Source organism: Novosphingobium sp. (assembly GCF_030699305.1).
GTDB lineage: Bacteria > Pseudomonadota > Alphaproteobacteria > Sphingomonadales > Sphingomonadaceae > Novosphingobium.
Genome location: NZ_JAUYNB010000038.1, coordinates 208,007 through 233,137, shown reverse-complemented (window position 1 = coordinate 233,137; position 25,131 = coordinate 208,007). Strand labels below are relative to the sequence as shown.

27 protein-coding genes and 1 pseudogene are annotated in these 25,131 nt (G+C 63.7%); 5 read left to right on the top strand and 23 right to left on the bottom strand.

Annotated elements, in window-relative coordinates:
- Positions 1–67 precede the first annotated feature (67 nt).
- From Q8Q53_RS15760 to Q8Q53_RS15740, 5 genes are read right to left on the bottom strand one after another with little or no spacing between them, the layout of a single operon-like run.
- On the bottom strand, positions 68–373 hold the full coding sequence (locus Q8Q53_RS15760; protein ID WP_305702736.1) for a hypothetical protein: 306 nt from the start codon (positions 371–373) through the stop codon (positions 68–70).
- Between the two features lie 14 nt (positions 374–387).
- Complete coding sequence (locus tag Q8Q53_RS15755) at positions 388–570, bottom strand: hypothetical protein (RefSeq protein WP_305702735.1); 183 nt, start codon at positions 568–570, stop codon at positions 388–390.
- A complete protein-coding gene (locus tag Q8Q53_RS15750; RefSeq protein ID WP_305702734.1) occupies positions 570–1,046 on the bottom strand; it encodes a hypothetical protein in 477 nt (158 codons plus the stop codon). The genes Q8Q53_RS15755 and Q8Q53_RS15750 overlap by 1 nt, the downstream gene beginning before the upstream one ends.
- A 46-nt stretch (positions 1,047–1,092) precedes the next feature.
- Positions 1,093–1,665: a DoxX family membrane protein gene (locus tag Q8Q53_RS15745; RefSeq protein WP_305702733.1), complete on the bottom strand. Its 573-nt coding sequence runs from the start codon at positions 1,663–1,665 to the stop codon at positions 1,093–1,095.
- A 17-nt stretch (positions 1,666–1,682) separates the two neighbouring features.
- The gene (locus Q8Q53_RS15740) at positions 1,683–2,117 is read right to left on the bottom strand and encodes a hypothetical protein (protein ID WP_305702732.1); all 435 of its coding nucleotides are present in this window, start codon (positions 2,115–2,117) and stop codon (positions 1,683–1,685) included.
- A gap of 246 nt (positions 2,118–2,363) precedes the next feature.
- Between Q8Q53_RS15740 and Q8Q53_RS15735 the strand changes: the two genes are divergently transcribed.
- Both Q8Q53_RS15735 and Q8Q53_RS15730 read left to right on the top strand, forming a co-directional pair.
- A complete protein-coding gene (locus Q8Q53_RS15735; protein WP_305702731.1) occupies positions 2,364–3,029 on the top strand; it encodes a hypothetical protein in 666 nt (221 codons plus the stop codon).
- A complete protein-coding gene (locus Q8Q53_RS15730) occupies positions 3,026–3,589 on the top strand; it encodes a nuclear transport factor 2 family protein (RefSeq protein ID WP_305702730.1) in 564 nt (187 codons plus the stop codon). Before Q8Q53_RS15735 ends, Q8Q53_RS15730 begins: the two co-directional genes overlap by 4 nt.
- Before the next feature lie 7 nt (positions 3,590–3,596).
- Here Q8Q53_RS15730 and Q8Q53_RS15725 read toward each other — a convergent pair whose 3' ends face one another.
- Positions 3,597–5,072: an MmgE/PrpD family protein gene (locus Q8Q53_RS15725; protein WP_305702729.1), complete on the bottom strand. Its 1,476-nt coding sequence runs from the start codon at positions 5,070–5,072 to the stop codon at positions 3,597–3,599.
- 82 nt (positions 5,073–5,154) lie between these two features.
- The gene (locus Q8Q53_RS15720) at positions 5,155–7,581 is read right to left on the bottom strand and encodes a TonB-dependent receptor (protein WP_305702728.1); all 2,427 of its coding nucleotides are present in this window, start codon (positions 7,579–7,581) and stop codon (positions 5,155–5,157) included.
- A 396-nt stretch (positions 7,582–7,977) separates the two neighbouring features.
- Between Q8Q53_RS15720 and Q8Q53_RS15715 the strand changes: the two genes are divergently transcribed.
- A complete protein-coding gene (locus Q8Q53_RS15715) occupies positions 7,978–8,280 on the top strand; it encodes a DDE-type integrase/transposase/recombinase (protein WP_305702727.1) in 303 nt (100 codons plus the stop codon).
- A 155-nt stretch (positions 8,281–8,435) separates the two neighbouring features.
- Here the strand turns inward: Q8Q53_RS15715 and Q8Q53_RS15710 are convergent, their stop codons facing one another.
- From Q8Q53_RS15710 to Q8Q53_RS15655, 12 genes and pseudogenes are all read right to left on the bottom strand, one after another.
- Positions 8,436–8,630: a hypothetical protein gene (locus Q8Q53_RS15710; protein WP_305702795.1), complete on the bottom strand. Its 195-nt coding sequence runs from the start codon at positions 8,628–8,630 to the stop codon at positions 8,436–8,438.
- Positions 8,570–8,767 (bottom strand): annotated as a pseudogene (locus Q8Q53_RS15705) (hypothetical protein); the annotation flags it as partial. The pseudogene Q8Q53_RS15705 and the gene Q8Q53_RS15710, both read right to left, overlap by 61 nt.
- A gap of 198 nt (positions 8,768–8,965) precedes the next feature.
- Positions 8,966–9,949 carry a fumarylacetoacetate hydrolase family protein gene (locus Q8Q53_RS15700; RefSeq protein WP_305702726.1) on the bottom strand — a complete coding sequence of 328 codons (984 nt, stop codon included), beginning with the start codon at positions 9,947–9,949 and terminating at the stop codon, positions 8,966–8,968.
- Complete coding sequence (locus Q8Q53_RS15695; protein ID WP_305702725.1) at positions 9,949–10,851, bottom strand: NAD-dependent epimerase/dehydratase family protein; 903 nt, start codon at positions 10,849–10,851, stop codon at positions 9,949–9,951. The genes Q8Q53_RS15700 and Q8Q53_RS15695 overlap by 1 nt, the downstream gene beginning before the upstream one ends.
- Before the next feature lie 30 nt (positions 10,852–10,881).
- A complete protein-coding gene (locus Q8Q53_RS15690) occupies positions 10,882–11,448 on the bottom strand; it encodes a cupin domain-containing protein (RefSeq protein WP_371136574.1) in 567 nt (188 codons plus the stop codon).
- A gap of 59 nt (positions 11,449–11,507) precedes the next feature.
- Entirely contained in the window at positions 11,508–12,665 is a 1,158-nt protein-coding gene (locus Q8Q53_RS15685; protein WP_305702724.1) for a S9 family peptidase, read from the bottom strand.
- 3 nt (positions 12,666–12,668) lie between these two features.
- Positions 12,669–13,571, bottom strand: a complete 903-nt coding sequence (locus Q8Q53_RS15680; protein ID WP_305702723.1) for a VOC family protein — start codon at positions 13,569–13,571, stop codon at positions 12,669–12,671.
- A gap of 14 nt (positions 13,572–13,585) precedes the next feature.
- Positions 13,586–14,701, bottom strand: a complete 1,116-nt coding sequence (locus tag Q8Q53_RS15675) for an FAD-dependent oxidoreductase (protein ID WP_305702722.1) — start codon at positions 14,699–14,701, stop codon at positions 13,586–13,588.
- A 20-nt stretch (positions 14,702–14,721) separates the two neighbouring features.
- Positions 14,722–15,696 carry an MBL fold metallo-hydrolase gene (locus Q8Q53_RS15670; RefSeq protein WP_305702721.1) on the bottom strand — a complete coding sequence of 325 codons (975 nt, stop codon included), beginning with the start codon at positions 15,694–15,696 and terminating at the stop codon, positions 14,722–14,724.
- Positions 15,696–18,026, bottom strand: coding sequence for a TonB-dependent receptor (locus tag Q8Q53_RS15665; RefSeq protein ID WP_305702720.1), 2,331 nt, complete (start codon positions 18,024–18,026; stop codon positions 15,696–15,698). The genes Q8Q53_RS15670 and Q8Q53_RS15665 overlap by 1 nt, the downstream gene beginning before the upstream one ends.
- 122 nt (positions 18,027–18,148) lie before the next feature.
- On the bottom strand, positions 18,149–19,051 hold the full coding sequence (locus Q8Q53_RS15660) for a LysR family transcriptional regulator (RefSeq protein ID WP_305702719.1): 903 nt from the start codon (positions 19,049–19,051) through the stop codon (positions 18,149–18,151).
- A gap of 274 nt (positions 19,052–19,325) precedes the next feature.
- Positions 19,326–20,387 (bottom strand): L,D-transpeptidase family protein, encoded by a 1,062-nt coding sequence (locus Q8Q53_RS15655; RefSeq protein ID WP_305702718.1) that lies wholly within the window; start codon positions 20,385–20,387, stop codon positions 19,326–19,328.
- A gap of 279 nt (positions 20,388–20,666) precedes the next feature.
- Here Q8Q53_RS15655 and Q8Q53_RS15650 point away from each other — a divergent pair, with 279 nt between their 5' ends.
- Positions 20,667–21,179 carry a murein L,D-transpeptidase catalytic domain family protein gene (locus tag Q8Q53_RS15650; RefSeq protein WP_305702717.1) on the top strand — a complete coding sequence of 171 codons (513 nt, stop codon included), beginning with the start codon at positions 20,667–20,669 and terminating at the stop codon, positions 21,177–21,179.
- Positions 21,180–21,251: 72 nt separating this feature from the next.
- On the opposite strand, the gene Q8Q53_RS15645 is transcribed toward Q8Q53_RS15650, so the two are convergent.
- The gene (locus Q8Q53_RS15645; RefSeq protein ID WP_305702716.1) at positions 21,252–22,079 is read right to left on the bottom strand and encodes a TlpA disulfide reductase family protein; all 828 of its coding nucleotides are present in this window, start codon (positions 22,077–22,079) and stop codon (positions 21,252–21,254) included.
- Between the two features lie 44 nt (positions 22,080–22,123).
- Here Q8Q53_RS15645 and Q8Q53_RS15640 point away from each other — a divergent pair, with 44 nt between their 5' ends.
- On the top strand, positions 22,124–22,456 hold the full coding sequence (locus Q8Q53_RS15640; protein ID WP_305702715.1) for a hypothetical protein: 333 nt from the start codon (positions 22,124–22,126) through the stop codon (positions 22,454–22,456).
- 18 nt (positions 22,457–22,474) lie between these two features.
- Here Q8Q53_RS15640 and Q8Q53_RS15635 read toward each other — a convergent pair whose 3' ends face one another.
- From Q8Q53_RS15635 to Q8Q53_RS15625, 3 genes are read right to left on the bottom strand one after another with little or no spacing between them, the layout of a single operon-like run.
- Positions 22,475–23,650, bottom strand: a complete 1,176-nt coding sequence (locus Q8Q53_RS15635) for a zinc-binding dehydrogenase (RefSeq protein WP_305702714.1) — start codon at positions 23,648–23,650, stop codon at positions 22,475–22,477.
- On the bottom strand, positions 23,647–24,312 hold the full coding sequence (locus Q8Q53_RS15630; RefSeq protein WP_305702713.1) for a hypothetical protein: 666 nt from the start codon (positions 24,310–24,312) through the stop codon (positions 23,647–23,649). The genes Q8Q53_RS15635 and Q8Q53_RS15630 overlap by 4 nt, the downstream gene beginning before the upstream one ends.
- Positions 24,309–25,127 (bottom strand): alpha/beta fold hydrolase, encoded by an 819-nt coding sequence (locus Q8Q53_RS15625; RefSeq protein ID WP_305702712.1) that lies wholly within the window; start codon positions 25,125–25,127, stop codon positions 24,309–24,311. Before Q8Q53_RS15625 ends, Q8Q53_RS15630 begins: the two co-directional genes overlap by 4 nt.
- Positions 25,128–25,131: the final 4 nt, after the last annotated feature.

The window sequence follows — 25,131 nt, the reverse complement described above, 5'->3', positions numbered from 1 at the left end:
GCGGGCGCTGTCCGAAAATCGGATTTGGCGCGCCAGCGTTCAGGCTGGGGTGTTGAATTTCAGAGGTTTACTCGGACGCGGGCGGGATCGGCCCGGTGACGCCCTGCAAGGCCGGATCGCCGGGGAAGGCATCGTTCAGGATCTTCTGGCAGACCTCGGTCTTGTCCGAAGGATCGGCCTTCACGATCGCGCGAATGTCATCGAACTCAACCCCCGCCGCGCTCTGCCGCTCGGCTGGCGGCTTGCCCAGCCCGGCGTTGTAGTAATAATCCCAGTACATCGCGCAGCGGTTCTCGGGCGGCAGATCGCCACCCTTGCAGCCTGCCAACAGCAGGACGGCACCGGCTGCGGTCATGGCGATTTTCATGGTCATCGGCGTTCTCCCCCTCAACCCGCGCGGTGACCGCGCCACAAGTGATAGGCAAGGCCCGTCCAGGCGATCACCAGCGAGAAGATGTCGTAATACCGCAGCGGGCGGTACACGGCGTAACCCAGCCCGGTCGAGCCGACGAACACCGTCAGGCTCAGCACGATGCAGGCGATGATCGCGATCCATTCAGGCTTGCGCATCACAGTCCTCCCTCAGCGCGGATTTGCTCCGCATAGTTGTCCTTGTAGGCGCGGTGTGAATTCCACAGCCACAGCGGCTCCAGCCGGGGTCTCAGCGCGGCGCCCAGATAGCCGCTGTAAGCCAGCAGCAGCACGCCGTTCAGGAACAGTTCCTGCGGGCCGGTGAACAGCTGGCGCGGCGTGCCGACGATGAAGGTGTTCAGCCAGAAGATGTTGACCGTGGCGGGCATTTCCAGAATCAGCGCCAGCAGCACGAACCGGTTGGTCAGCAGCATGACGCCAAACACGAATTCCATGTACTTGACCGCCTGATACAGCCCGAGCGCGGCATTGGCTGACGCCCATTCGCCGCCGATCCCCGGGATGGCGGGCATATAGCCGGTCAGGATGTAGCGCCCGCCGGAAAACAGCAGATGCGCGCCGAAGAACAGGCGGATCCACGTTATGATGTAGTACATCGTCTTGTTCTGGGCCACGCCCGTTCTCCCCATAGACCCTGACGCGGTGCGCTGTGCGACCCCGTCAGTGGTGCGGATTGTTGTCTGGTTTACTGAGGACCGTCGGCAGCTCCGCCAGATCGCGCAGGCTGCCCGGCGCCGAATGCAGCGCCAGCAGCGGCAGGTAGTGCCGGATATAGGCCAGCGCGACGATCACGTTGATGTAAAGGCACGACACGCCCATGTAGTTCGGGCTGAACAGCCGATCGGTGCGCAGGTTCAGGAACACCGCGTTATAGAACACCACCGCCGACACCGGCAGCAGCAGCAACGTGGCCGCCGGCACGAACACACCGAAGATCAGGCACAGCCCGCCGATCACTTCGACCGTCTTCACGAAATCGAACAGGCCGACTTCCACCATCGTCACCAGCATCTGGTTCGATGCGGGCAGCGTGCCGAACGGCTGCGGAAAGGCGGGCGGCCAGCCAAATTCCTGCGCCCAATAGCTGTAACCGCTGTTGAGCATCCACGCGCCCAGGAACAGGCGCAGCAGCGTGATCACCCCGCGCCAGAGCGTTCCGGCGGTCAGCGCGATTTCCACCCGGTCGGCGGCTGCACCCGCGCTGGCAGGGCCGGTGTTGCTGTCGAGTCCCACGGGGCCTTCTCCTGCCATTACTGTGTGAAGTGGGTCGGATAGCGGTCACGCCGCGCAATCCGTCCTTCCTTGATCGTGAACACGTCGATCACGTCCACCCCCGGCTCGCCGCGCGCCGGAGCAATGCGGTGAATCACGGCCACGGTCATGCCCTGCGCGATCACCTGGCGGATCTGGTGCGGCACAGGCGCGCCATCGCGGCGGTCCTTTGCTGCGGGCGCGTTGTCGAACGCGCCCTTGGCGAAATAGCTCTGCTGCGCGGTGCCGCCCTGCCCCTTGGTATAGGCCTGATCCATGAACTCAGCCACGATATCGCGAGGCAACTTGCCCACGCCCGGCGCAGTCCAATCCCAGCGCGGGTTGTTGTGCATGGTGTAATAGACAGCACCAGTGAACAGCAGCCCGATCCCGATCGACAACAGCTTCAGGCTGCGACGGCTCGCCGTGATCATATCCCCTCCTCCGGCATTGGTGCGCTTGCAAACTGCATCGCCGACCATCCGGTCCTTGTTGGGGCGAGGCCTAGCACCAATCCCACGCGGCGATAAATGGCCTTTCCCGGCGCTGCCCGTTTCTCGGACACAGGCCGCCGATCAGCCGCTGTCCAAAAATCGGACGGCGCACCCATTGTGCTTTGCGCGGACGAGTTCTTTGTCCAGCTTCGCGGGCTAACGAGGATCAAAAAAAGGGGAGAAGCCGTGCAATCGAGAACGTTCCAATGGCAGGTCGTCACCTTCTTCCGGATCCTCTTTGCCAGTCACCTGCTCTATTCGGGCGGGGCCTATATCTTTTTCGGCTGGGTACCATCCGCTTTCTACAACCCAGCATCCCCGGTCGGGCATTTCATGGCGGAACTGGACAAAGTCGGACTTTACCCGCTGGTGAAATACATCGAATTTGCATTGGGCCTGCTGGCGCTGGTCAACCGGTTCACCCCGCTGGTGGCAGTGATGGAGTTCCCGATCACGGTGATGATCGCCTATCTCAACATCGTGGTCGAAGGGACGCATGGGGCGCGGCACTATTACACCGGGGTGCAGGAACTGGTCATCAACGGCATGGTACTGCTGGGCTACGGGGCCTATTATCGATCGATGCTCAATATGCGTAATCAGCCACGCTGGCTGTGGGAAGCGCCTGACAGCGCGCCCGCACCGGCGCCGACCGCAGAGTCCAGCGGCAGCGTACTGCCGATCTGGCTGTTCTTCGCAGGTCTCATGGTCATCATCATGGCTGCATCGTGGTTCACGGGTTCGGCGGACCGCCGCTTGCCGCCGCGTGACTGGCTGCCGCCGCTGGCATCGTTCGTCCTGATGCTGGGGTTTCAGCGCATCGCCCGCCCCGCACTGGCGGACCGGTCATGAGCGGTGCAGGCAAAGTCAGCCGGCGCGGGCTAGCGCTGGCCGGGCTGGGGGCGGCGGCGACTGCGGCGCTGGCCCCGGCGGCTGCAAAACCCCGGCGCAGCAAAGGCCGCCTGACGCTGGAAGACCGCGCCGGGATCGAGGATCTGTTCACCCGCTACCTCTGGGCCTACGACTGTTCGGACGAGGATGAATTCCTCGCGCTGTTCACGGTCGACGCGCTGGTCGTAGGCAAAGGCAACGCCTACCGCGACAAGGCTGCGATCCTTGGCTGGTTCCGCACGCTGATCGCGCTGCGCGAGCGTGAAGGCGATGACATCTGGATGCACGAGGCCGGGCAGTTTCGCTTCATCCCCACCGGACAAAGCTGCGTGGTCCACGCCTATGCTACCCATTTCAACGCCAATTCCGCGAAAGCGTCGCGCGGGGTGCGCAGCTTAGGCTATTTTACCTGCGAATGCGTGCCGGACGGCGGGGAATGGAAGTTCCGCCGGTTCAGCATCTCCACCTGGGATCGCACCATGGTCCCATGGAAGAAGCCGCTACCCTGGGCAGGCGTGTAGGGAGCGATCAAGCCATCGCCGCGGTGAGGCGGGATACGTCCGGCAGGCGATCCACCCCGTTCAGCAGGGCACGCAAGCGGGCCTGCCGGGCGGGTCCGATCCCGGCATAGTCCAGACAGTCATCGAACTTCGCGGTCACTTCCGCCGCGCTCATCGGCACGTCCGGATCGCCCTTTGCGGCCGCAACATGGCGGCGCAGGGTCTGCCCGTCTTGCAACGTCACTTCGACCACCGCTGCCCCTGGCCCGCCAGATGGGTGAGCCAGGCCGTCGTCCTGCACCGTCTCGATCCGCGCGGCCATGGCCCGCAGATCGTCGCGGAGCAGTGCTTCCAGGGTAAAGTGGGCGATCCCGACCTTACCGTCAGTGAGTGCAGCGGCGACCACCCAGGGCACGCTGAACTGCGCCTCGACCGTGGTGGCAGGGTGGCGCTTGCGCTCTATCGGTGTGGTCAGAAAGCCCCATTCAGCTGGCCCATTGCGGATCACGATCCGCGTGATCGCGCCCGCGCGCGGCCCCATTACCGCCGCGATCTGGAGCGCGGCATCGGCAGAGGTATGCGATCCCCGACAGGACGGCCACGGTTTGAACGACATCGCCGCGCCAGGATACTCGCTCCCCAGCCCGTCCAACAGCAGATCGCGCGAATAAATACCTTTGTGATACTGGGTGAACCAGCCTTTTCTGCCCTCCAGCACGCCGCGCGGACCGGTCACCTCGCGCGCCGCCAGCCGCGCCGCCAGAACCCCGGCGGCAGAGGCAAAGCCGGGCCCCATCCGCTTGGTCAGCGCACCATCGATATGCGACTGCGCATTGCCTGCGGCCTGATGTGCCGCGATTCCGGCTGCATGGACTAACTGGTCCCGGTTCAGTCGCATCAGCCGCCCTGCAACCAGTGCGGATGAGAGGTAGCCAATCAGCGTCGTGTTGTGCCAGCCGATGGCAAAGCCATCGACCCCCGGCTGCCCCGCGATGGAAAGGCGGCAGGCGATGTCGTTCGCCAACGTGACCGCAGCCAGTAATTCCCGCCCGCTGACTTTGCCCACCATGTCCGCCACCGCCAGCGCGGCGGGGAGCGTGATCGCCGATGGATGAAGAAAGCCAGGCCCGAACGTGTCATCGTATTCCAGCGCGTGAACCATCACCGCGTTTATTCGTGCGGCATCGTGGCTGGGCAGGCGCAACTTGCTGGCCCAGACGGTGCTCTCGCCTTTGCCGCCAATTGTGGCCGCGAGCTCGCGCAGTTCACGCACCCCGCTCTCGCCCCGGCCCGCCAGCGCAACGCCAACCGTGTCGCGCAATTGCGCTCGGGTCGTATCCAGAGCAAACGCGGGCAGGTTTTCAAATCGGGCGTTCAGCATATGCGCTACCAGCACCGCGATGGCATCGTCTGGCGGCGGAGCAGCGGTCGCGGCCCGCGCCGACGCAGAGGCAAGCAGCCCGCTCGTCAGGGCGGCACCCATGAATAAACGGCGATCCAGCATGGCGTTCCTTTCTGTCAGCAACGAAAAGGGGCGGGGCTTCACAAAAAGCCCCGCCCCTTTTGGTGCATTCAAGCCAGTTCGATCAGAACTTGTAGCTCAGTTCCACACCCACTTCGCGCGGGCGGCCCACGTCCAGCATGGTGAAGCCGAACACGCGGTCATGTGCGACGCCGGTCAGGCCCGGCGTGGGCTTGGAGGACGGCCCGCTTGGATCGAACCCACCGGTCAGATAATACTTGTTGGTCAGGTTGTTGCCGAACACCGCCAGCGACCAGCCCGCTTCTGCCGCGAACGAAATCCGGCCGTTGAGCAAGCCGTAAGCGGGCAACGTAATGAAGTTGGTCGGGCTTGGATAGCTGAGCTGTTTGTCCTTCCAACCCCAGTTCAGGTCGAACGCCAGATCGCCCGCTTCGCCAACCGGCACCTTGTAACTGGCACCCAGCGTGTAGGACCACTTCGGGCTGCGATAGAACGGTACTGCCGGGGTGACCGCCACGGCGCCGCTGGCTCCGCGAATATCCTTGTCATAACTGGCATCGACGTAACCAACGCTGGCTTTCAGCATCAGGTTTTCAACCGGGCTGGCCAGAAACTCGGCCTCGAACCCCTTGACGGTGGAATCGCCGTTGACGGTGTAAACCAGGGGCGGCGGGCCGGGGTCAGCCAGCTGGATCTGCTGGTCCTTGTACTTGGTCAGAAACGCCGTAAGGTTCAGGCGAACGCGCCGGTCGAACAAGTCGGTACGGATGCCGAATTCATAGGTCCACAGGTTTTCCGGCTTGTATTCGTTCAGCCCGCATACGGGCAACGGCGAACGATAGCAGCGGGTCTGGATCCCGTCATTGAAACCGCCGCCCTTGTAACCCTTTGCTGCCGACAGATAGGTCATGATTTCCGGCGACCAGCGGTAGTCCACGCTGAAGCGCGGCGAAATGCTGGACCACTTGCCGGTCACCGTTTGCGCAGCCGGGGTCGAAACCGAACCTGCCGGGCAGCTGGCCGGGGTGCCGACCGCAGCCACCTGCACGCCGCCTGCCAGGCAGACCTGCCCGCGACCTTCCCGGAACGAGGTTAAGGTCTTGGTATCCTCACCCCAGCGCAATCCGCCGGTCACGCTCAGGGCATCGGTGACGCTCAGCGTACCTTGCGTGAAGAACGCGATGCTTTCGGTCTTGATGTGCTTGGATTCAAAGCTGCCCTTGCCCACATCGCCCTGCGAGGCGCTGTTCGCACCAGCCGAGGGATCAAACCGGCGGCGGGTGTTGGTAGAATCGTCCCAGTAATAGAACGCGCCCGCAACCCACTTGAACTTGTTGTCGAAGAACGAACCGTTCAGTTGCAGTTCCTGCGTGAAGTATTCGATATTGGTCGTGTCGTTCAGCTGAACCAACGGGATCGGCGTGCGGTCCCAATCCTGATTCTGGAGCTGATCGATATCGCGATAACCCGTCAGCGACTTAATCGTCAGGGTGTCGGTCAGTTCATAGGCGATGGTCCCGGTCAGGCCATAGCTCTTGAACTTGTTCAGATCGGGCGTCAGTCCGCCGTAGATTTCATACGGACCGCGAACCTGGCTATAGTAATGCGCAAAGTCCGCAGCCGCATTGGTATAACCCGAAGGCGAAACCGACGCTGGCGCAGTGGCGCGCAGCGAATTGTAGGCAGCCGGGCTTGGCGGGGGATCGCCCGGAATGCTCACCCCATACAGCGCGGCGGGATAGAGATCGGTCGGCGAGAAATTGACTGACAGCGACGGTTGCCCGTTGTCGCTGGTGCGGATCAGGTCAGCTGACAAGCCAACTTCCAGGCGGCTGGACGGCTTCCAGCTGAGCTGGCCGCGCAGCGTGGTGGAATCCCCGCCGCCAACATAGGTGTTGTCGATGATCCGGCGGACGTAGCCATCGCGGCTTTTCTTCGCGAACGAGAAGCGCGCGGCCAGCGTATCGGCCAGCGGCAGGTTCAGCATGCCCGATACGTCAAACCGGTCACGCTGGCCGGCAACGACCTTGATCGCGCCTTCCAACTTGTCGGCGGGCTGCTTGGTCACATAGCGAATTGCACCGCCTGCCGTGTTGCGACCGAACAGCGTGCCTTGCGGTCCGCGCAGCACTTCGACTCGTTCAACGTCGAGCAGTTCAAGCAGCGCACCGTTGGGACGGGCAAACAGGATGTCATCGACATAGATGCCGACGGACCCTTCCTGCGTGATGAAGCCTTGCGGCGCGCCGCCGATGCCGCGGATCGCGACGTTGATGATCGCGTTGCCCTGGGCCGCAGTGCCGCCGATGGTGACGTTGGGAATGAACGTATCGAAACCGCTCAGGCTATCGGTGCCCTGACTTTCCAGTTCGGGGCCGCCCACGGCCACGATCGACAGCGGTGTATCCTGAAGCTTCGTTTCGGACCGCTGTGCGGTAACGATGATTTCCGCGATCCCCGTATTACCGGCCGCATCATCCTGTTGTTCGCTTTGCTGCGCCATCGCGGCGGAATTAACCAGCGCCAGCATCATGGCGCCACTGCTCGCCCCAATTCGTGCAAGACTCTTCAGATCAAGCTTCATACCATCCTCCCCAATTTCGATCCCAGTGTTTTTGAATTCAGTTCTGATTTTGAACGGAATTCTTATTATTTTGTCCGGGCCTGAATCCAATCGTGGTGATCGAAATTCAATTGCCTCGCCGTGTCGTTTCATTGAATGAAAAATCTAGAAACTAGATGATGCATAATTTCGGCGCTCATAGGCGTCAACGGACCAACCAGCCGATCCAGCGCCCTTTCGACGAATTGTCCGTAGTCTGGACACATCCTGTGCGCGCAAACCGAACTCACAATCCAGTTGAAAGCCAGTGTCAGAGGGATTGCACCGCTTGCGATGGAGCGGCGCGATGGGTCAAGTGCGACCATGCCCCGCCCCCGCAAACCCGCCAAACCCGCCAAACCCGCGACTTTGCGGTTTCTTCGCAAGGCCTTGAAGCGCCATGCCAGAGCCGAATCCATTGTCACCGACGGCCTGAAATCCTATCCTGCCGCGATGCGCGAGCTTGGCAATGAGGCCCACCGCGAGGTCGGCCGGCACGCCAACAATCGGGCGGAGAATTCAGACCTGCCCTTTCCGACGGCGAGAGCGAGCCATGCAGCGATTCCGGTAGATGAAATCACTACAGAAATTCGCCTCCGCCCACGGCTCAGTGTACAACCACTTTAACCAGGAGCGCCATCTCGTCGTTCGTCAGACTTCCAAGCTTCGCCGCTCGGCCGCCCTGGCCGAGTGGCAAAACCTCATGGCCTGACGGGCTGCAGTGGTAAGGGGTCGTTTGACCGACAGAGAACGTTTCGCATCAGACTGGCACCGCGAAAACATTATGCGGGCTCTTTCTCCATCCGTTCGAGTACAGCAGCCAGTAAAGGCAGCAACTGGCGGGCATCCGCAACGGCGCCAGCTTCGGCAAAGCCGAAGATCGGCGCATCGCCATCCGGATTGACCGCGATGATCCGCGCCCGCGCGCCTTGCGGATGTTGGCCGCGATAGCCGGGCCGAACTTGTTCGCCCAGCACCTTACGGTCTCGTAGCTCACATCGATCCCGCGCTCCGCCAGCAAGTCCTCGACATCGCGCAGGCTCATCGTGAAACGATAATAGAGCCAAACCGCATATCGGACACATCCGGGGAGAACCGGTGCCGCCTGAAGGATATCTGTTGCATCACCCTCCCCTTACCAACGTAGAGCGTTTCGCATTAGACTGACAGCTCCCCTCCTCCGCTTCCCACTGTCGCTACCAACTAATGTCCGGCGCAGTGCTGATTACGGTTATGCTGTTTTCCAAATAGACTTTAGGTTCGACTGCTGCTCGCTCCGGCCGGACAGATGACCGCACCCTGTCAGATCAGATCACCAATCCAAAATCCCTCTTGAAGCGCAGGGGCCATCCACAGATGACAGCACCGTATGATCCAATACTCCGAACGGGCTGGTGCCATCGGCCGAGCGTGCCTCCATTTTCACGCGGTCGCCAAAGTGCATGAAAGTGGTCTGCGGCTGACCGGATGCGATGATCTCGATTGCGCGCCGCTCGGAAATGCAGCTTGAACCAACCACGGCGTGGTCGTCGTTGGCGACCGTGCCGGAACCGATGATCGTACCGGCGACAAGATCACGGGTTGCGGCGGCATGGGCAATCAATTCGTGGAAGCCATAGGCCATTTGCGCGCCGTTGGCGTGGCCGAAGTGCTGGTCATTCCAATCGACCAGAAGATCAAGGCAGACGCGGCCATCGTGCCAGCCGGCGCCCAGTTCGTCCGGCGTCACGGCAAACTGGGCCATCGAACAGGCCGGTTTGGCCTGGACCCAGCCAAAGCCGGTTTTCATTTCTGGCACGGCCAGCGCGCGCAGCGACCAGTCGTTCACCTGGACCACCAGCCGGATGTGACGTATCGCCTCAGACGCGGTGGTGCCCATCGGGACATGGTCGACAATGACGGCAAATTCCCCTTCAAAATCGATGCCATCGGCTTCGCTGCGGAACGGGATATCGTCGAACGGACCATAGAACCGGTCGGACAAGCCCTGATACATCAGCGGCTTGTCGGTCGCGATTGGGTCAGTCCCGAAGGCGACTTCCATCAGCCGTGCATGCGCTGCAAAGGCCGATCCATCCAGCCACTGCCACGCACGCGGCATCGGTGCCATGCACTGCGCCGGATCGAGTGCGTTCGGAAACTCGGTAACCCGCGTCATTGCCGGGGCGAGCGCATCCCAGTCTTCCAGCAGGTGTTGCAGGGTGCCGACCGGCGCATCCGCAAAGCGGGTTCCGGCAGGCGACGCGACCACCAGCCGGCCGTCCTTCGTTCCGTCGCGCAGTGTGGCAAGTTTCATCAGGATAGCTCCATTGCATGGGCGACAAGGGCCGCCAGTGTTTCATCGCTGCGGAAACCCGCAGCAATTGCCGCCTGGCTGCACAGCGGCGGGTAAGCGGCGAAGGCCTGCTCGACGGCGGCCTGCCGGTTATAGTGTACTTGCGGCTGCGTTCCGGCGTGAGCGGCAATTGCGGCGACCAGCTCGGCCATCCGGGGCCGCAAGGCGGGCAGGGTCAGCGCGCGGATGTCCGGCAGGGTCAGATCTGGCACGCCAAGGGCATGAACCATGTTGTCCGCTGCAATCCGCACCGACATGAGCCACGGCGTGGCTGCTGCCGACACGGGCAGTTCCACGTGCCGTCCCGCCGCAATCGCGCCGAACATCGTGCTGAGGAACGCCGAGCCGAACCCCTCGCCCGCCCCCGGACGCGCCACCAGCCCCGGCAACCGCAAGCTGATCACCGAAAGCGCGCCCGTGCGGTGCTGCCGGGCCAGCCAGCATTCCGCCATCGCCTTCAGCGCGCCATAGTCCGACACGGGCGCCAGCGGGGTCGCATCGTCAACCGACCGGTCAGGCGGCAGTTCACCCAGCACCGCAATGGAACTGGCGAACACAAAGCGCGGCCGGTTACCGGCGCGCGCAGCCTGCGCGGCCAGATCGTGCGCGGCGTGCAGGTTGACTTGCCAGCCGCGTGCCGGATTGGCGGCAACGGCTGCCCCCGGCATGGATGCCAGATGCAGCACCGCATCGCAGCCGTCCGCAAACAGCGCCGCCTGCAACTGCGGATCGGCAATATCACCCGGCACGCCGATGACGCCGGGGGATAGCATCAGGTCGGTCGCCACGACATCATGGCCAGCCAGCAATGGCAGCACGGCTTGCCCCAGAAAGCCGCTGGCCCCGGTCACGATGATCCGCATCAGCGCCGCCCGCTCAGCCGCCCCGCCCGCTCAGCCCGCCAGATCGCCGGTGTACCGGCCATCGATCAGGACGAACGCGATCCGGCAATTGGCGTTTGACCGGTTCGCCCAGCCATGATTGGTGCCGCGCTGCACGATAATGTCACCGGCGCGGCACAGGGTTTCGCCTTCGTCCATCACCAGCGTGATTTCACCGTCCAGCACGATGCCGTAATCGATGGTCTCCGTGCGATGCATATAGGCATGGCGATTGCTGTCGGCGACGGCGTCGGCGGCCCCGACTTCGGCAAAATGGGCGCGGCGTTCAGCTTCGGAAATGCCCTCCAGCTGGTCGCCTTCGGGCGGGATATCCAGTACGCGAATGCGGGTGCCGTTGGTTGGCGGGGCCAGCCGGATGCCAGCCTCTTCCGGCTCACCCGATGCAGCATCGATCGGGGCCGGCGTGGCGGTGGTGTTCCAGACTTCGTGGAACAGCGGCCCGGTTTCGCCGCCGATCCGCTGAACGCGGGGCACCGGCCCTTCTTCCTGAATGATCGCGCGGCCCTGCGCATCGTGCCCGGTCACAATCCGGCGAACGGGGGTTTCTTGCATTGTCATGGTATTCTCCCAACAGTCGGTCCGATCCTGCACTGGCGAACCAGTGCACGCGCGCTCGGTCACCCGATCTGCCCGCCCAGTGTTTCAGCGAACCAGTCAGCCAGATAATCGCAGCCGTAAGACATGTTGTCCGCACCGACGTGTTCCACCCCGCCTTCGCGCGGCGTGAAGATCTTGAGTTCGGCCTTGGGGCTGTTGACCAGCTGGGCATAAGCCTGATGGGCATATTCTACACTGATCTGCCGGTCCTGCGCGCCGTGCGTGACGAGGAACGGCACCCGGATGCGGTCCATGTGCCCGTTGAGGTTCATGTCGGCCGACTTCGCCAGGAAATCATCCATGTCGGTTGCGCCGAAGGCCCAGAACACATGCGCCCAGTAATGCGGCACGGGGTTTTCCCCCTCGCGGCGCATCCGCTTGTCCTGAACTTCGCGCCAGTTGTGGTTGGCCCCCCAGCAGGCCCCGCTGGCGAAGCGCGGTTCATAAGCCACCGCGCGCGGGGCGAAATGGCCGCCCAGCGAAATGCCGGTCATGCCGATGCGGGCCGGATCGGCATCGGGCTGACCTTCCAGCCAGTCGACCGCGCGCGATGCCCAGTTTTCGCTATGTGGATCGACCGGCAGGCCTTGCAGGCGCAGGGCTTCACCCGTGCCCGGCTGATCAACGCACAACGTGGAAATGCCGCGCCGGGCCAGCGCCTGCGGCAGGCGCGACCAATAGAGCAGTTCCTTGCAGCTATCGAGGCCGTTGCAATAGACGACTACCGGGCGCGGTCCCGGCCCCGGCGCGCAGGTGTAAAGCGCCGCCATCGAGCCGGTGGCCAGCGGGATTTCCACCCATTCACGGTCGATCCGGCCCAGCGTGGTAGAGCGGGCAAAGCAATCCAGCGCGCGGGCATACGTCTGTTCACGCCCCGGCGATCCGTGTGCCTGCATCCGTTCCGCCACCAGCAGATACAGCGATGCGCGTTCCAGCTTGTCCGAAGCGGAAAAGCTGCGGCCGCGCGCGCGGTCTTCATCGGCCAGTTCGATCAGCGTATCGGCCACGCGCACCCACTGCGCCATGAACTGCGGCGTTCCGGCATCGGCGCCGCCCGCTGCCGCATCGCGGATTGGCTGACACATGTCGACGATTTCGCCGATCCGCCCCCCGCTTTCCAGCGCAATCGCAACTGACAGATTCCAGATATAGTTCGGAAAATATTCGAACAGCGCCATGGCTCAGCCCTCCACCGCAACAAACAGGCCGGGGTTGGCGGCAGCGTGCGGCATGGTTTGCGGCCCGCCAATGCCGATGCCCCACTGGTCCATGACTTTGGGCGCGGGGGCATAGACGGTGGCCTGATGTGCGTCGAAATCCACTTCCTCCAGCTCGGCGGTGTATTCGGTGACAAAGCCGCACGGCGTGACGAAATAGCTGAACGTGTTGTCACCCGCCGTATGGCGGCCCGGACCCCAGCGGATATCAACCTGCTTCTGCTTGAGCCGGTTGATCCCGGCCATCATCCCGTCCACGCCGGTCATATCATACGCCACATGGTTCAGGCATGGCGGCCCCGGCAGGATGGCAATCCGGTGATGCGCGGAATTGCAGCGCAGGAAGCACATGAAATCGCCCAGCCAGTCCGATACCTTGAAGCCCAGCACGTCGGTGAAGAACCGCACCAGCGCCGTGTGATCGGGCGAATGCAGCACGATATGGCTGATCTTGACCGGAACGCCTTCCCACCGGCCAATGGCGCGCGCGTTGCCGCGGGCCACGTCTGACGAAATTTCCAGCAGCATTCCATCGGGCGTGAAGAACCGGAAGCCATAGCCGCCGCCGGGCGTGGCCAGCTCGGCCGGTTCGCTGACGACTTTTGCACCGGCCGCGCGGACTTGTCCGCACAGCGCATCGACATCGGCCCGGCTGGCAGCGGCCAGTGCGATCACGTCAATGCGGTTTTCATCGGCCTGGCGCAGGCGCACGACGTGGTACTCATCATGGCCAGCGGCCTTGAACCGGACCATGCCGTCGTCCGACGGGACAAGGTCCAGGCCCCACTTTTCCTGATAGTAATTCTGCTCCGCCGCAAGGTCAGTCACGGCATACCCGACATAACGGATTTCATTAACGCGGATCATGGGGTGCGTCCTTTTCAGATGGGCTGCGCGGTCAGCGCGAACATTTCGGCGGTGGCCTGGGCGTTGTCGACCGGCGGGCCTTTGCCCAGCTGGCCCATGCAAATCGCCAGGCTGGACCGGACGATATAGGCGCAGCGGTCAAACCGGCGGGTGCGATAGGCGGCGAATGCTTCGGCCACGGTGTCATGGCGGGCCAGTTCATCAGCCAGCACGATGCTGTCCTCGATCGCCATGCCCGCGCCCTGGCCAAGATGCGGCGTGGTGGCATGGACCGCATCGCCCAGCAGCACCACGCGGCCGCTATGCCACGGTCCTTCGACCAGCATGCCTTCCAGCGGGCGGTACACCACGCCGTCGTCATCGGTGATCTGTTCGCCCAGTTCGCGGATGGCGGGGGCGCAACCGGCCATTCTGGCGCGCATCGCGGCGGCCAGCCCTTGACGCGGATAGCGCGGATTGCCTGGTTCGGGGGTGGTCACATAGATATACATCAGATCGTCGCTGATCGGCACCAGCCCGACACCAGTCGGTCCGTTATAGACGTTGAGCGCATCCAGGTTGGCCGGACGCGGCAGGTTGTACCGCCACACCGCCTGTCCGGTGAACTGCGGCTGCTCCGCATCGGGCAGGATCATGGCGCGGGTCTGGGAATAGACCCCGTCCGCGCCGATCACGATGTCGAAACGGTCCGTGCTGCCGTCCGAGAACGTGACCTGCACCGCTTCCCCATCGTCATCGATCGCGCTCGCCGTCAGCCCCAGCCGGATCACGGTCCCGGCATCACGGGCGGCATCCGCCAGCACTTTCTGCAACTGGCGGCGGCCAACGCCAAGGTTGGCAGGATAATCCGGCAGCAGGCGCGGCGATGGCACACGCGCCACCATCGTCCCATTTGGCGCATAGACTTCCACCGCGTCAAACCCGACCCCGGCCGCTGCATAACTGCCCAGGATGCCCAGCGTTTCCGCCGCGCGCAGCACGTTGCCCTGCTGGATGATCCCGACGCCATAGACGGTCCAGTCCGGATCGCGCTCGATCACCGTAACGGCAAAGCCGCGTTCGCGCAGGGCAATGGCCGAAGTCAGGCCGCCGATGCCGCCGCCGATGATCAGAATGTCGAGATCTTGCATGGTAGTGCTGCAGCGCCCTTTCAGAAGCGGTCAAGGTCGTTGGCGATGGCCACGGGTCCGGTGAAGTTTTGCCGCACTTGCCGCACATAACCGCGCGTGCTGCGAGCCTGCCCGGTGCCGCCCGCGAAATGCGTGATGACCACTGCACGGACCCCGGCCCGGCTGGCCAGCCGCCCGACATCTATCGCCGTCAGATGGTGGGTCGACAGGTGCTGCAGCAGATCGCGCCGCGCCGGTTCGGGCATGTTCGGTGAATTGCGCGCCACGGTTGCCATGGTCGCATCCAGATCGATCATTTCGCTGACCAGCAGATCCGCGCCCCTCGCCAGCTGCTCAACCGCTGCGCTCGGCCCGGTATCGCCGGTGTAGACGATGCTGCGTCCCGGCAAGTCGAACCGATAGGACAGCGATTTATGGGCGCGGTCCTCTGCGCTGCCGGGGGCAAAATCGTAATGGCTGTTCTGTGCAGCTCGCACGCGCATCAACCCCAGCTCGGCGCTGCTGCCATCCACCAGTTCCACCACCGTGACGGTGCTGTCCGGCGGCGCCCACGGCTGCCCTGGAATGCCATAGCCCGCGCGCGCGGCGGGCTGCATCGACAAGGTGATTCCCGCAACCAGTTCCCGGGTTCCCGGCGGTCCATAGACGATGAGCTGTCCGGCGACCTTGGTCTGGTTGCGCAGCGCCAGTACCGCAGACAGGCCGCCGGTGTGATCGGCGTGCAAGTGGCTGAGGAACACCGCCCTGACTTGCGGCAGCGCAATCCCGGCCTTGGCCAGTTGCTGCACCGCGCCGTCGCCCGCATCGATCAGATAGGCCTGACCCGCATGGATCAGGACATTGGCGGGCTGTGAGCGCAGGCCATCCGGCACTGGTCCGCCCATTGTGCCCAAGGTGATAAACAGGCTGCCCTTTACGCCCGATGGTGACGCTGCTGGCAGCGCGGCGGCCAACAGCGTCAGGGCAGTGCCCAGGCCAATGACCGCCCGCCGCATCAGAACCGGTATCCCATGCGCAGCCCATAGGTGCGCGGCGGAGCCAGTTTGCCGACCGGGAAATCCAGGATCGGGCGCGTGCCGGCCCGCTGCAGGACTTCGGCGTCTTCCAGATTGTTGACGAACGCGGTCAGCGTCCACTTGCCGTCACCGACGTCGATCGTGGCATAGACGTCGGACATCATGAAGCTGCCCTGCCGCTCATCCAGCCGGAAGTTGGCGTTGAGATAGCGCCCGGCCTCGATCGTGGTCCGCGCGCCCAGCAGCAGACGGACATTGTCGGTCAGGTCGAACCCGCGCTGATAGCCCGCCGACAAGGCCCATTCGGGCGCGTTCACGGCGGGTTTTCCCGAACAGTCGATGTCATAGAACCGGGCGTTGTTGCCCGGCACAGTGGGGTTGGCCAGGCGGCTGCCCAGCACAGTGCAGCCCGTTGCGACCGGCGCGCCCGTGGCCGAGAAGTTGGCGGTTTGCAGGCTGTTGTACTTGCCGTTCAGGTACTGCACGCTCAGGTCGAACTGATCGTTGCGCGACGGCGCGAACCGGATTTCCAGTTCTGCCCCATAAATGCGTGATTTTCCAGCGTTTTCGGTGCGCGATCCTTGCGCGAAAACCCCGGTTCCGGTCGCAACCCCGCCCACAAACGTGATCTGCTGGTCGGTATAATCCCAGTAGAACGCTTCCAGGTTAACCTGCAGCTTGTTGCCGAAAAAACGGTTCTTGGTGCCGACGGTATAGGCCGTCAGAACTTCCGGCGCGAACGTGTTGGCCGGCGGCGCGGCGACAAAGAATCCGCCTGATTTGAAGCCGGTCGCCACGTTGGCATAGACCAGCGACGCTGGCCCCGCGTCCCATTCCAGCCCGGCCTTCCAGGTGAACTTGTCAAATTCCAGCGCGCCGGTGAACGGTGCGCCCAGCGGTGGGTTGACCGGGCCGGGGCGACCGCCCGAAATGGTTGCGGTCAGCTGGTTCTTGGTCTCGCGGGTATAACGCCCACCCAGTACGGCGCGCAGGCTGTCGCTCAGGCCGTAGGTCAGCTGGCCGAACGCCGCGATGCTTTCGGTGGTGATGTTGGGCGTGAACCGTGTGGTCGACAGATCGCCCTGCCGGAAAAAGTTCAGCGCGGTCTGGTCTTCCTTGAAATAGAACGCCCCCAGCACATACGACAGCGGCCCGGTGCCGTTCGATGCCAGCCGCGTTTCGAGCGAGAACTGTTCGGCTTGTTCAACCACTTCGCCGCGGAAGCCCGGCAGATACGTGACGAAATTGATGTCCGATTTGCGCCAGGCCGGCTGTACGGTCAGCGTGGCGAAGCCCAGGTCGCCCTCGACCGTCGCGCTCAATCCGTAGAACTCGTTGTCCAGAAAGCCCGTGTCCGCCGGCAAATCGATGCAGCCGCTGGTAACGAACCCGCCCATTCCACCGCAGAACGGCGGTGCGAAGCGGGTCGCCGCCAGAGCGCTGATCGCGGCTTTGGCCGGATTGCCGGAAATCCCGATCCGGTCTTCCAGCGCGGGCACCGCGAACGCGGCATTCGGCAGCAGTACGGCGCCGGCCCCCTTGCCGTGCTGGTTGAAATAATCGCCGACGACCAGCACTGACCAGCCATCCGCCGGTTCGACCAGCAGCGAGGCGCGTACCCCTTCGCCCTTTTCATCGTCGTAGCCATCGGACAGATAACCGTCGCGGTTCACAACTTGCCCGGCAACCCGCAGCGCGGCCGATCCGCCCAGCGGAACGTTCAGCGCAGCAGACAGTTTGCGGCTGTCGTAATTGCCGACTTCGGCCATGACATTGCCGCTGACTGCGCCCAGTTCAGGCTTGCGCGGCAGGACGTTGATCGCACCGCCAGTGGCATTGCGGCCATACAGGGTGCCTTGCGGCCCCTTGACCACTTCGACGCGCTGCAGATCGTAAAACACCCCGGCGGGCGCCGACGGACGGGCGACATAGACACCGTTGAAATTGAACGCGACCGCGTTTTCCGAAAACGAGTTCTGCGAATTGGTGCCAACCCCGCGCAGGAAAAAGCTGGTCGTGCCCCCGGTCGGCGAAATGGCGAGCGCCGGGACCAGCTTCTGCAGATCGGCGATGTCGGTGATACCGGCATTGGTCAGCGTTTCACCGGTGACGGCGGTTACCGCCACGGCGGCGCGCTGCAGGCTTTCCTCACGCCGCTGCGCGGTGACCACGATATCCGCGATGCCACCGTTATCCGCTGCCGCAGTTTCCTGCGCCTGCGCCGGCATGGCGAAACACAGCGCGGCAGACATAGCGGCAGACAGGGCGGAAAGCGGGACGGTCGCCCGCAGAATGGCCTTCGATCGCATTGCACTCTCCCCAGAAATCCAGTCAGAATCGCTGCCCTGACTTGGCGCTGGTTATGCCCGACGGCATTTCATAGAGAAAATGAATTGATCGAATAGGATTCCATAACCAAAACTGATTGCAATCAATCGGCCAGCGCTGCCTGCATCTGGCGCACCAGCCAAGCGATGCCCGGATCGGACGCGCGGGCGGAATGGTATTGCACCATCATCGTCAAGGGCGGCAGGTCAAACGGCACGGGCTGGGCCACAATCGGCAACGTCGGCAAGAACGCATCGGCCAGCCGTTTTTGCAGCACCGCGATCCGCTGTGTCCCGACCAGCAACCGCGGCACGCTGGAAAAACTGGTCGTCGTGACTTCGATCCGCAGCAGCCGGGCAAATTCGCCCAGTTGCTGCTCGGCAAACGACTTTTCGCGCCCGCCGCCAAAGCGGGTCACCACCTGGCCAAGCGCCAGAAAGGCAGCGCGGTCCAGCGGACGCGCCAGCGCCGGATTGCCGTTCCAGCCCAGCACGACATGTTCATCCACCAGCAGCAGTTCGCTCGGATGCGCGCGCGACAGGAAGTTGGCCGGGCTGACCACCAGGTCGATCTCGCCCTTTTCCAGCCCTTGCGTCTGCTCCGGACCGGTGGGGAACAAATCCAGCTGGATACCGGGCGCGCAGGCCGCGAGGCGTTCCAGCAGTGGCCCGATCAGTACAGTGACCATGTAGTCTGATGCGCTGATGCGGAACCGGCGGCTGGCGACGGCGGGTTCGAACTTGCTCGATGCGGCAATCATTTCTTCCGCAGTGCCCAGAAACTGGGTCAGCAGCGGCCGCAACCCTTCGGCGCGGGCAGTGGGCACCATGCGGCGACCGACCGGAACCAGCAATTCGTCATCGAAGAACTCGCGCAATCGGCCCAGCGCCGCGCTCATTGCGGGCTGGCTGACGTTCATCCGGTGGGCCGCGCGGGAAACGCCGCCCTCCTCCAGCAAGACGTGCAAAGCGGATAGCAGGTTAAGATCAAGGCCGTTGAAACGCATCGGCGCAGTAATGGCATGAAAGCGCTGCTGGCGAAATGGACACTATGCGGTTCAGCAGTGTCATGTCTCCGGCCTTCGATTGTGGGTAGTTTCCCACTGCCATTGATGGTTATCCGCTTCCCGCTGTCGCTGCATCGCCCGCTCTCTTCGGCGAAACGGCTGGCGGGAGTTCTCGGCCCTGCCACTTTGGCGGTGCGGCAAAACCTCATGGCTTCAGCGTGGCGGTTTGACCGGCAGAGAACGGTTCGCATCAGACTGGCACCTCCCACCCTACCTATACTCCGCAGGTTCCGCCCGGTGCGGTGACGGGTCCGACGCGGGCGTCGCGGCGGTAGATATCCGGGTAGAAGGTGACCGTGCCGTCGGCGGCAGGAGCGGCGGTGAAATAGGTGATGTAGACAGGTAGCGGCTGGGGCAGGTCAATGGTCACCGTCTTCAGCGACCTGACGGTCGCGTCGAGTTCGGCGCGGGTCGCCGTGCCTTCCAGCAGGGCGGCGGCAAAGCCCATCGCATCGCCGGTGCGGACGCAGCCGTGGCTGAAGGCGCGGACGTCCCGCTCGAACAGTTGGCGGGACGGGGTATCGTGCAGATAGACGGTGTAGGGGTTGGGCATGACCAGCTTCATCTGGCCCAGCGCGTTACCGGGGCCCGGCTTTTGACGCCATTGTCCGCCGGTGTGGACATAGCCCTGACTGGCGGGAAAGCGCCCGCGCTTTTCACGCACGATGCTGGCCGGGATGTTCCACCACGGGTTGATCGTGACCCCGGTGATCTTCGCCGCGAAGACCGGCGTGGGGGTCGAGCTCTTGCCGACAATCACCCGCCAGGTCCCGGCGATCCTGCCGCTGCGCAGGAGGCGTGCTTCGAACGCGGGGGCGTTGACCAGCACATGCTCTTCGCCCAGCTGGCGGGGAAGCCAGCGCCAGCGCTCCATGTTGCGGGCCAGTGCCAGTTTGCGGTCGGGATCGCGTTCGTTGAGGAAAGTCGTACGCAGGGCAGCGTAGTCGGGGTGGGCCGGGCGCAGGGCGGCGAAGAAGGTGCGCAAGCCATCGGCGGCCAGGGCGCGTTCCAGCCAGTCGGCGAGGTTGATGGCGCGGTCGGTGTCGGGGATTTGCCAGCCGCTGCGCTGCGCAGGGGTGGCGGTGCCGAGCAGGTGGGCCTGGGCGAGGCGGAGCGCCAGGTCGGTTGCCACCACGTCGAGCGCCGGGCCGCGGCCTTGTTCGATGGCGCGGCTGAGCGAGGTGGTATCCAGTATCGGCAGCGCATCTTCAAAAGCGGCCGAAGTCAATTCACGCAGCTGGCGGGCCTGTTCGACATTCCATTCCGCAGCCTGCACATGCGGCGCAGTAGCGATTGATATAATTATGGAAATCACCCCCGAGAACCCGAACTTTTTTCGCATTTTTTGATTCTTCCGTTTGAAATTTGCAGCGACCGTTCCCAGATCAGGTCAAACAATAATACGGGTTAGCTTCGCATGACAATAAACCGACGTCGTTTTATCGGCGGACTTGGCTTGGGTGCAGTGGGCGTCAGTGCGATCGGCCTCAGCGCAATCATCCCCGCCGCACCGTCCGCTTCCGCATCCGCCTCCGCTTCCGTCCGGGTGGACACAATGCCAACTCTGCTGGCGCGGGCAAGGTCCGCATTGCTGACGCATGGGGCACGGGTGCCGTATCGCGACCGGATCGGGCTGGTTGATTTCAGTGCCGCATCGGGCGTGCCGCGCTTCCAGATCGTCGATATCGGCAATGGGCGGGTGCTGGCAGACCTGCTGGTCGCGCATGGGCGGGGGTCCGATCCGGCCAATACCGGCGTGCTGCAACGCTTTTCCAACCGCCCCGGCTCGAACGCCTCGTCCGGCGGCAGCTTCGTGATCGGCGATACCTATATCGGCAAGTATGGCCGTTCGCGCCGGGTGCTGGGGCTTGAGCCGCAGAACGATCAGGCGCTGGCCCGCGCGATCGTGATCCACAGCGCGGATTACGTCAGCGAAGGCATGGCCCGGTCATCGGGCCGGGTCGGGCGCAGCCTGGGCTGCTTCACCGTTTCGCACGATGACATCGGCGACGTGCTGGCGCTGCTTGGTCCGGGTCGGCTGCTGCTGGCCGAGCGGTCAAACGCCTAGCGCGGCGCGGCGATCCGCTGGCCGATGACGCCAGAGCGGGATTTAGTGCAGTGTCACCGTAATCCCGTGCGTTTACTGCTGCGGTCCATCTGCCCGCGACAGCGCGCGGATCGCGATATCGAGCTGAACCCGCGAAATCTCTCCCACATGGGCTTGCCGGATGGTGCCGTCAGCGGCGACAAACAGCGTCGTCGGCAGGGCTGGGGAACCGGCGATTGCGCCCAGTATGCCATCCTGATCGAGCGCTACGTGGCGCGCCGAAAGGCCCGAGCCTTCAAGGAAGGCGTGAACCGTGGCCGGCAGTTCACCCTGGTTGACCAGAAGCACCGCTGCGCGGCGTTCCCGGTTTGCTGCGTCGATCAGCATCGGCATCTCGCGGCGGCAGGGCGGGCACCAACTGGCCCAGAGGTTCAGCACCGCGGGTCGGCCGCGCAGATCGCCTGCCGTGATGCTGCTGCCCTGCACTGTGTCGATGCGCAAGCTTGCGGGAAGCAGGATCGCGGAACGCGGCGCCGGTCGCTCGGCAAAGGCCCACCACACCGCAGAAAGCATGCCCAGCAGCGCCAGTCCCGCCGCAATCGGGCGAGGTCTGCGCAGGAGCACGACCAGCGTCACCGCCGCTGTCGCCACGCCCGCGCTCCATACCCAGCCTCCCAGCCACACTTGTAGCGCGACAACCGGATCGAGCGCGAAGCTCTCGCGATGGATCCAGACATAGGCTGCCCGTGCGCCGACAAGGCCGGCCAGCAGCGCCAGCCCAGCCGGTTGCCAGCCCGCGATGGAAAACCGACGCACGATCCAGTCCATCCCGGCAAGGAAGCCGAGGATGAGCGCCATCGCCACAAGGCGATCAAGCGCCATCACCAGCGGGCCGATCTGGATGATGTCATTCGGGTTCATGCGTCTTGTCCGATACAGGGGGCGATTGCCACCAAGCCGACAGGATGACCGCGATCAATGACAATCATCGCATTACGGTGGATCGCATTTCGGTGCCACGCATTACGGTGCCACGCATTACGGTATCAGTTTACCAAATTGGGGCGCGGGACCGGCGTTGGCCGGGTGCGCAGGCCGTGCCCGATCCGGCGCGTGGTGACGGGATCGCCGATCCCGCTCCGGTTCTGGAGCGGGCTGCGGATGTGGCGGCCTTGCTTGACGGCGGCGGGGATGCCAACCTCCCGGATGCGCTGCGCCGGGCCGAGAGTATCGGGTGCTGGCAGTTGGCCAGCATTGCGTTTGCCGTGATCGGATCATGCTGCATAGGTGCGGCATAATCACATGATTTCATTATATTATTTAATCCCGGTTGATACTGGCTCGGTGGCTGCACTGGCCGGATCAATCAGTATCTTGGCGTGCGTTTCCGGATCGCCGAGCGCGGCAAAGGCGGCTTCGACGCCGTCCAGCCCGACCACGCCGGTCACCAGCGGGGCGCATTGCACCTTGCCGTCGGCGATCATGTGCAGCGCATCGCGATACTCCAGCGGCGAATGGCCGAAGACGAACCGCAAATCGATTTCCTTCTGGATCGCGATGGCCGGTTCGATCCGGTCTTCCTGCATGCACACGCCGACCACCACGATGCGCGAAAACAGCGGGGCGCCGTCAATGATCGAATTGATCACACCGGGCATCCCGACGCATTCGAACACGACCGGCCGTTTGGGGGTTTGACCCAGCGCTTCGGCCAGACGCCATGCGGTCCACCACGGCACCGGCAGCTTCTCCAGCGCCTCACGCGTGCCGACCGCCAGTTCGAGCAGGCCCCCGAAACTGGTTACCCAGCCATAGTCTTCCCAGCTGGAATAAGGCGAACCCTCGCGCGGATCGATCACCACATCGGCTCCGCAAGCTTTCGCCAGCGCCCTGCGGCCGGCCGAGAAATCGCTGGCGATTACGGTCCCAACGCCGCGCGCCTTGAGGATCGCGATGACGCCCAGGCCGACCGGCCCGCAGCCCACCACGACCGCAACGTCCTTTTTCTTCACTTCAGACCGGCGCACCGCATGCCAGGCCACGGCCATCGGCTCGGTCAGCGCTGCCCTGTCGGCGGAGAGGCCGTTGGGCACCGGCATCAGCACCAGTTCGTCCAGCAGCATCAGTTCGGCATAGCCGCCGTTCGACCGGGCCGAGAGCCCCGCCATGTCGATGTCCCTGCCCCAGCGCACCATCGGCGGCGCGACAACCCGCGTGCCCGGTTTGAGCTTCCGCGTCGTGCCCGGCCCATAGTCGAGCACTTCGGCGCAGATTTCATGGCCAAAGACAAAGGCATCGCTGGCCCTGGGCAGCGCTGGATAGCCCAGCCGGTCGTTGACGGCTTTCATTGCGTCACAGTGATGGCGCATATGCAGGTCCGATCCGCAAATCCCGCAGCGCAGGACCTTCAGCAGCGCGTGACCATGCTGAGGGACGGGATCAGGAACCACTTCGACCCGCAGTTCGGCGTTCTGGCAAATAACGGCTTTCATCGGCGCGCACTCCGCAGCGCCCGGATCAGGGCGATGAGCAGGAACAGGATGATCGCTCCGGCCAGAGCGAGATGGCGAAAGTCCGGCACGACCAGTTCGCGCTTCACCGGAACCAGGGCCATGTGCATGGAATAGCTCTTGAAGTCGGCCTTTTTGAGGTATTCCGGGTCCGTCAGCAGGTCAAAGAAGTGGCGGCGACTGGGGTAGTGAACGATCAGGACGCGGGTCCAGTTATCTTCAGCGCGGTCGAACCCGCCGATCGCGTTGGCTTCTTCGACTTTGCCGGAAAAGATCGGAAATGCCCCGCTTTTCATCAGGACCGGCTTGGCATTGTCTTCGTAGATCGCGTTGGCTTCTTCCGGGGTTCCCTTGAACCGTCCCGCCGGGGCCGGGCCTGACGCCATCCGGTCATTGAAGCGCAGCAGGTTCAGCATATAGACGTCGCGCCCGTCATCGCCTTCTGCGAAAGCCCGCAGGCGCGCCAGAGTTGCGGGCCTGTCCATGCGGTCGGGCATCGGAAACTTCGCGCTGACGATGGCCAGGTAACGATCGGTTTCAGCCCTCGTCAGCGCCGCGTTTGGTTCCTGCTTGTGCCATGTCCAGGCAACAAACAGCATCAAAACCACGGCGAGTATCAGTTCAAACCGGAAGCGCTTGATCATTTCACGGGTTCCTTGAGGAATGCCAGCAGCAGGGCGTTGACCCGGTCTGGCGCATCGATCTGTAGCCAGTGTCCGGCGCCCTTGATGATTTCAAACCGGAACGGGGCATCAACATAGGCTGCGCTGCTGCGCATCTGTTCCGCAGCCAGATAGCGGTCGCCGTCACTATAGATGCCCAGAACCGGCATCCGGACGCTGGTTTTGTCGGGCCGCAGCAACAGGCTGAAATTGGCGCGGTAATAGTTGATCCCGGCAGTCAGCCGTCCAGGCCGCCGGTGATTGGCAATCCAGTGGCCGATTTCCTCTGGCTGGGCGGTAAACTTGCGCAAGAACCACCAGTTGCCCGCCTTGCTCAGCCACTCCGGAATGCCGCGAAGCTGGAACATCAGGACATACCAACCTTTCAGTTTCTGTTCGATCGGCCCGGATGCATAGGCAGCCGGGTGTCCGACCGACAGTGCGGCATAGCGCTCAACCCGCTCCGGATGCCGCGCCGCGAGAGTCCAGGCGATGATCGCGCCCCAATCGTGGCCGACCAGTGTGACCTTGCCGATTTCCAGCGCATCAAGAATGCCGATCAGATCCGCGACCAGATTGCCGAGCGCATAGTCACGGGTCTGCGGCGGCATATCGCTTTGCCCGCAGCCCCGGGTGTCGGGCGCAATCACCCTGTAGCCCGCGGCAACCAACGCCGGGATCTGCTTGCGCCAGACGGTATGATCATCGGGAAAGCCGTGGACCAGCAGCACGGGTTCCCCCTCGCCCTCGTCAAGGACGTTGAACATCAGCCCGTTGATGCGCAACTGGCGCTGCACGGGT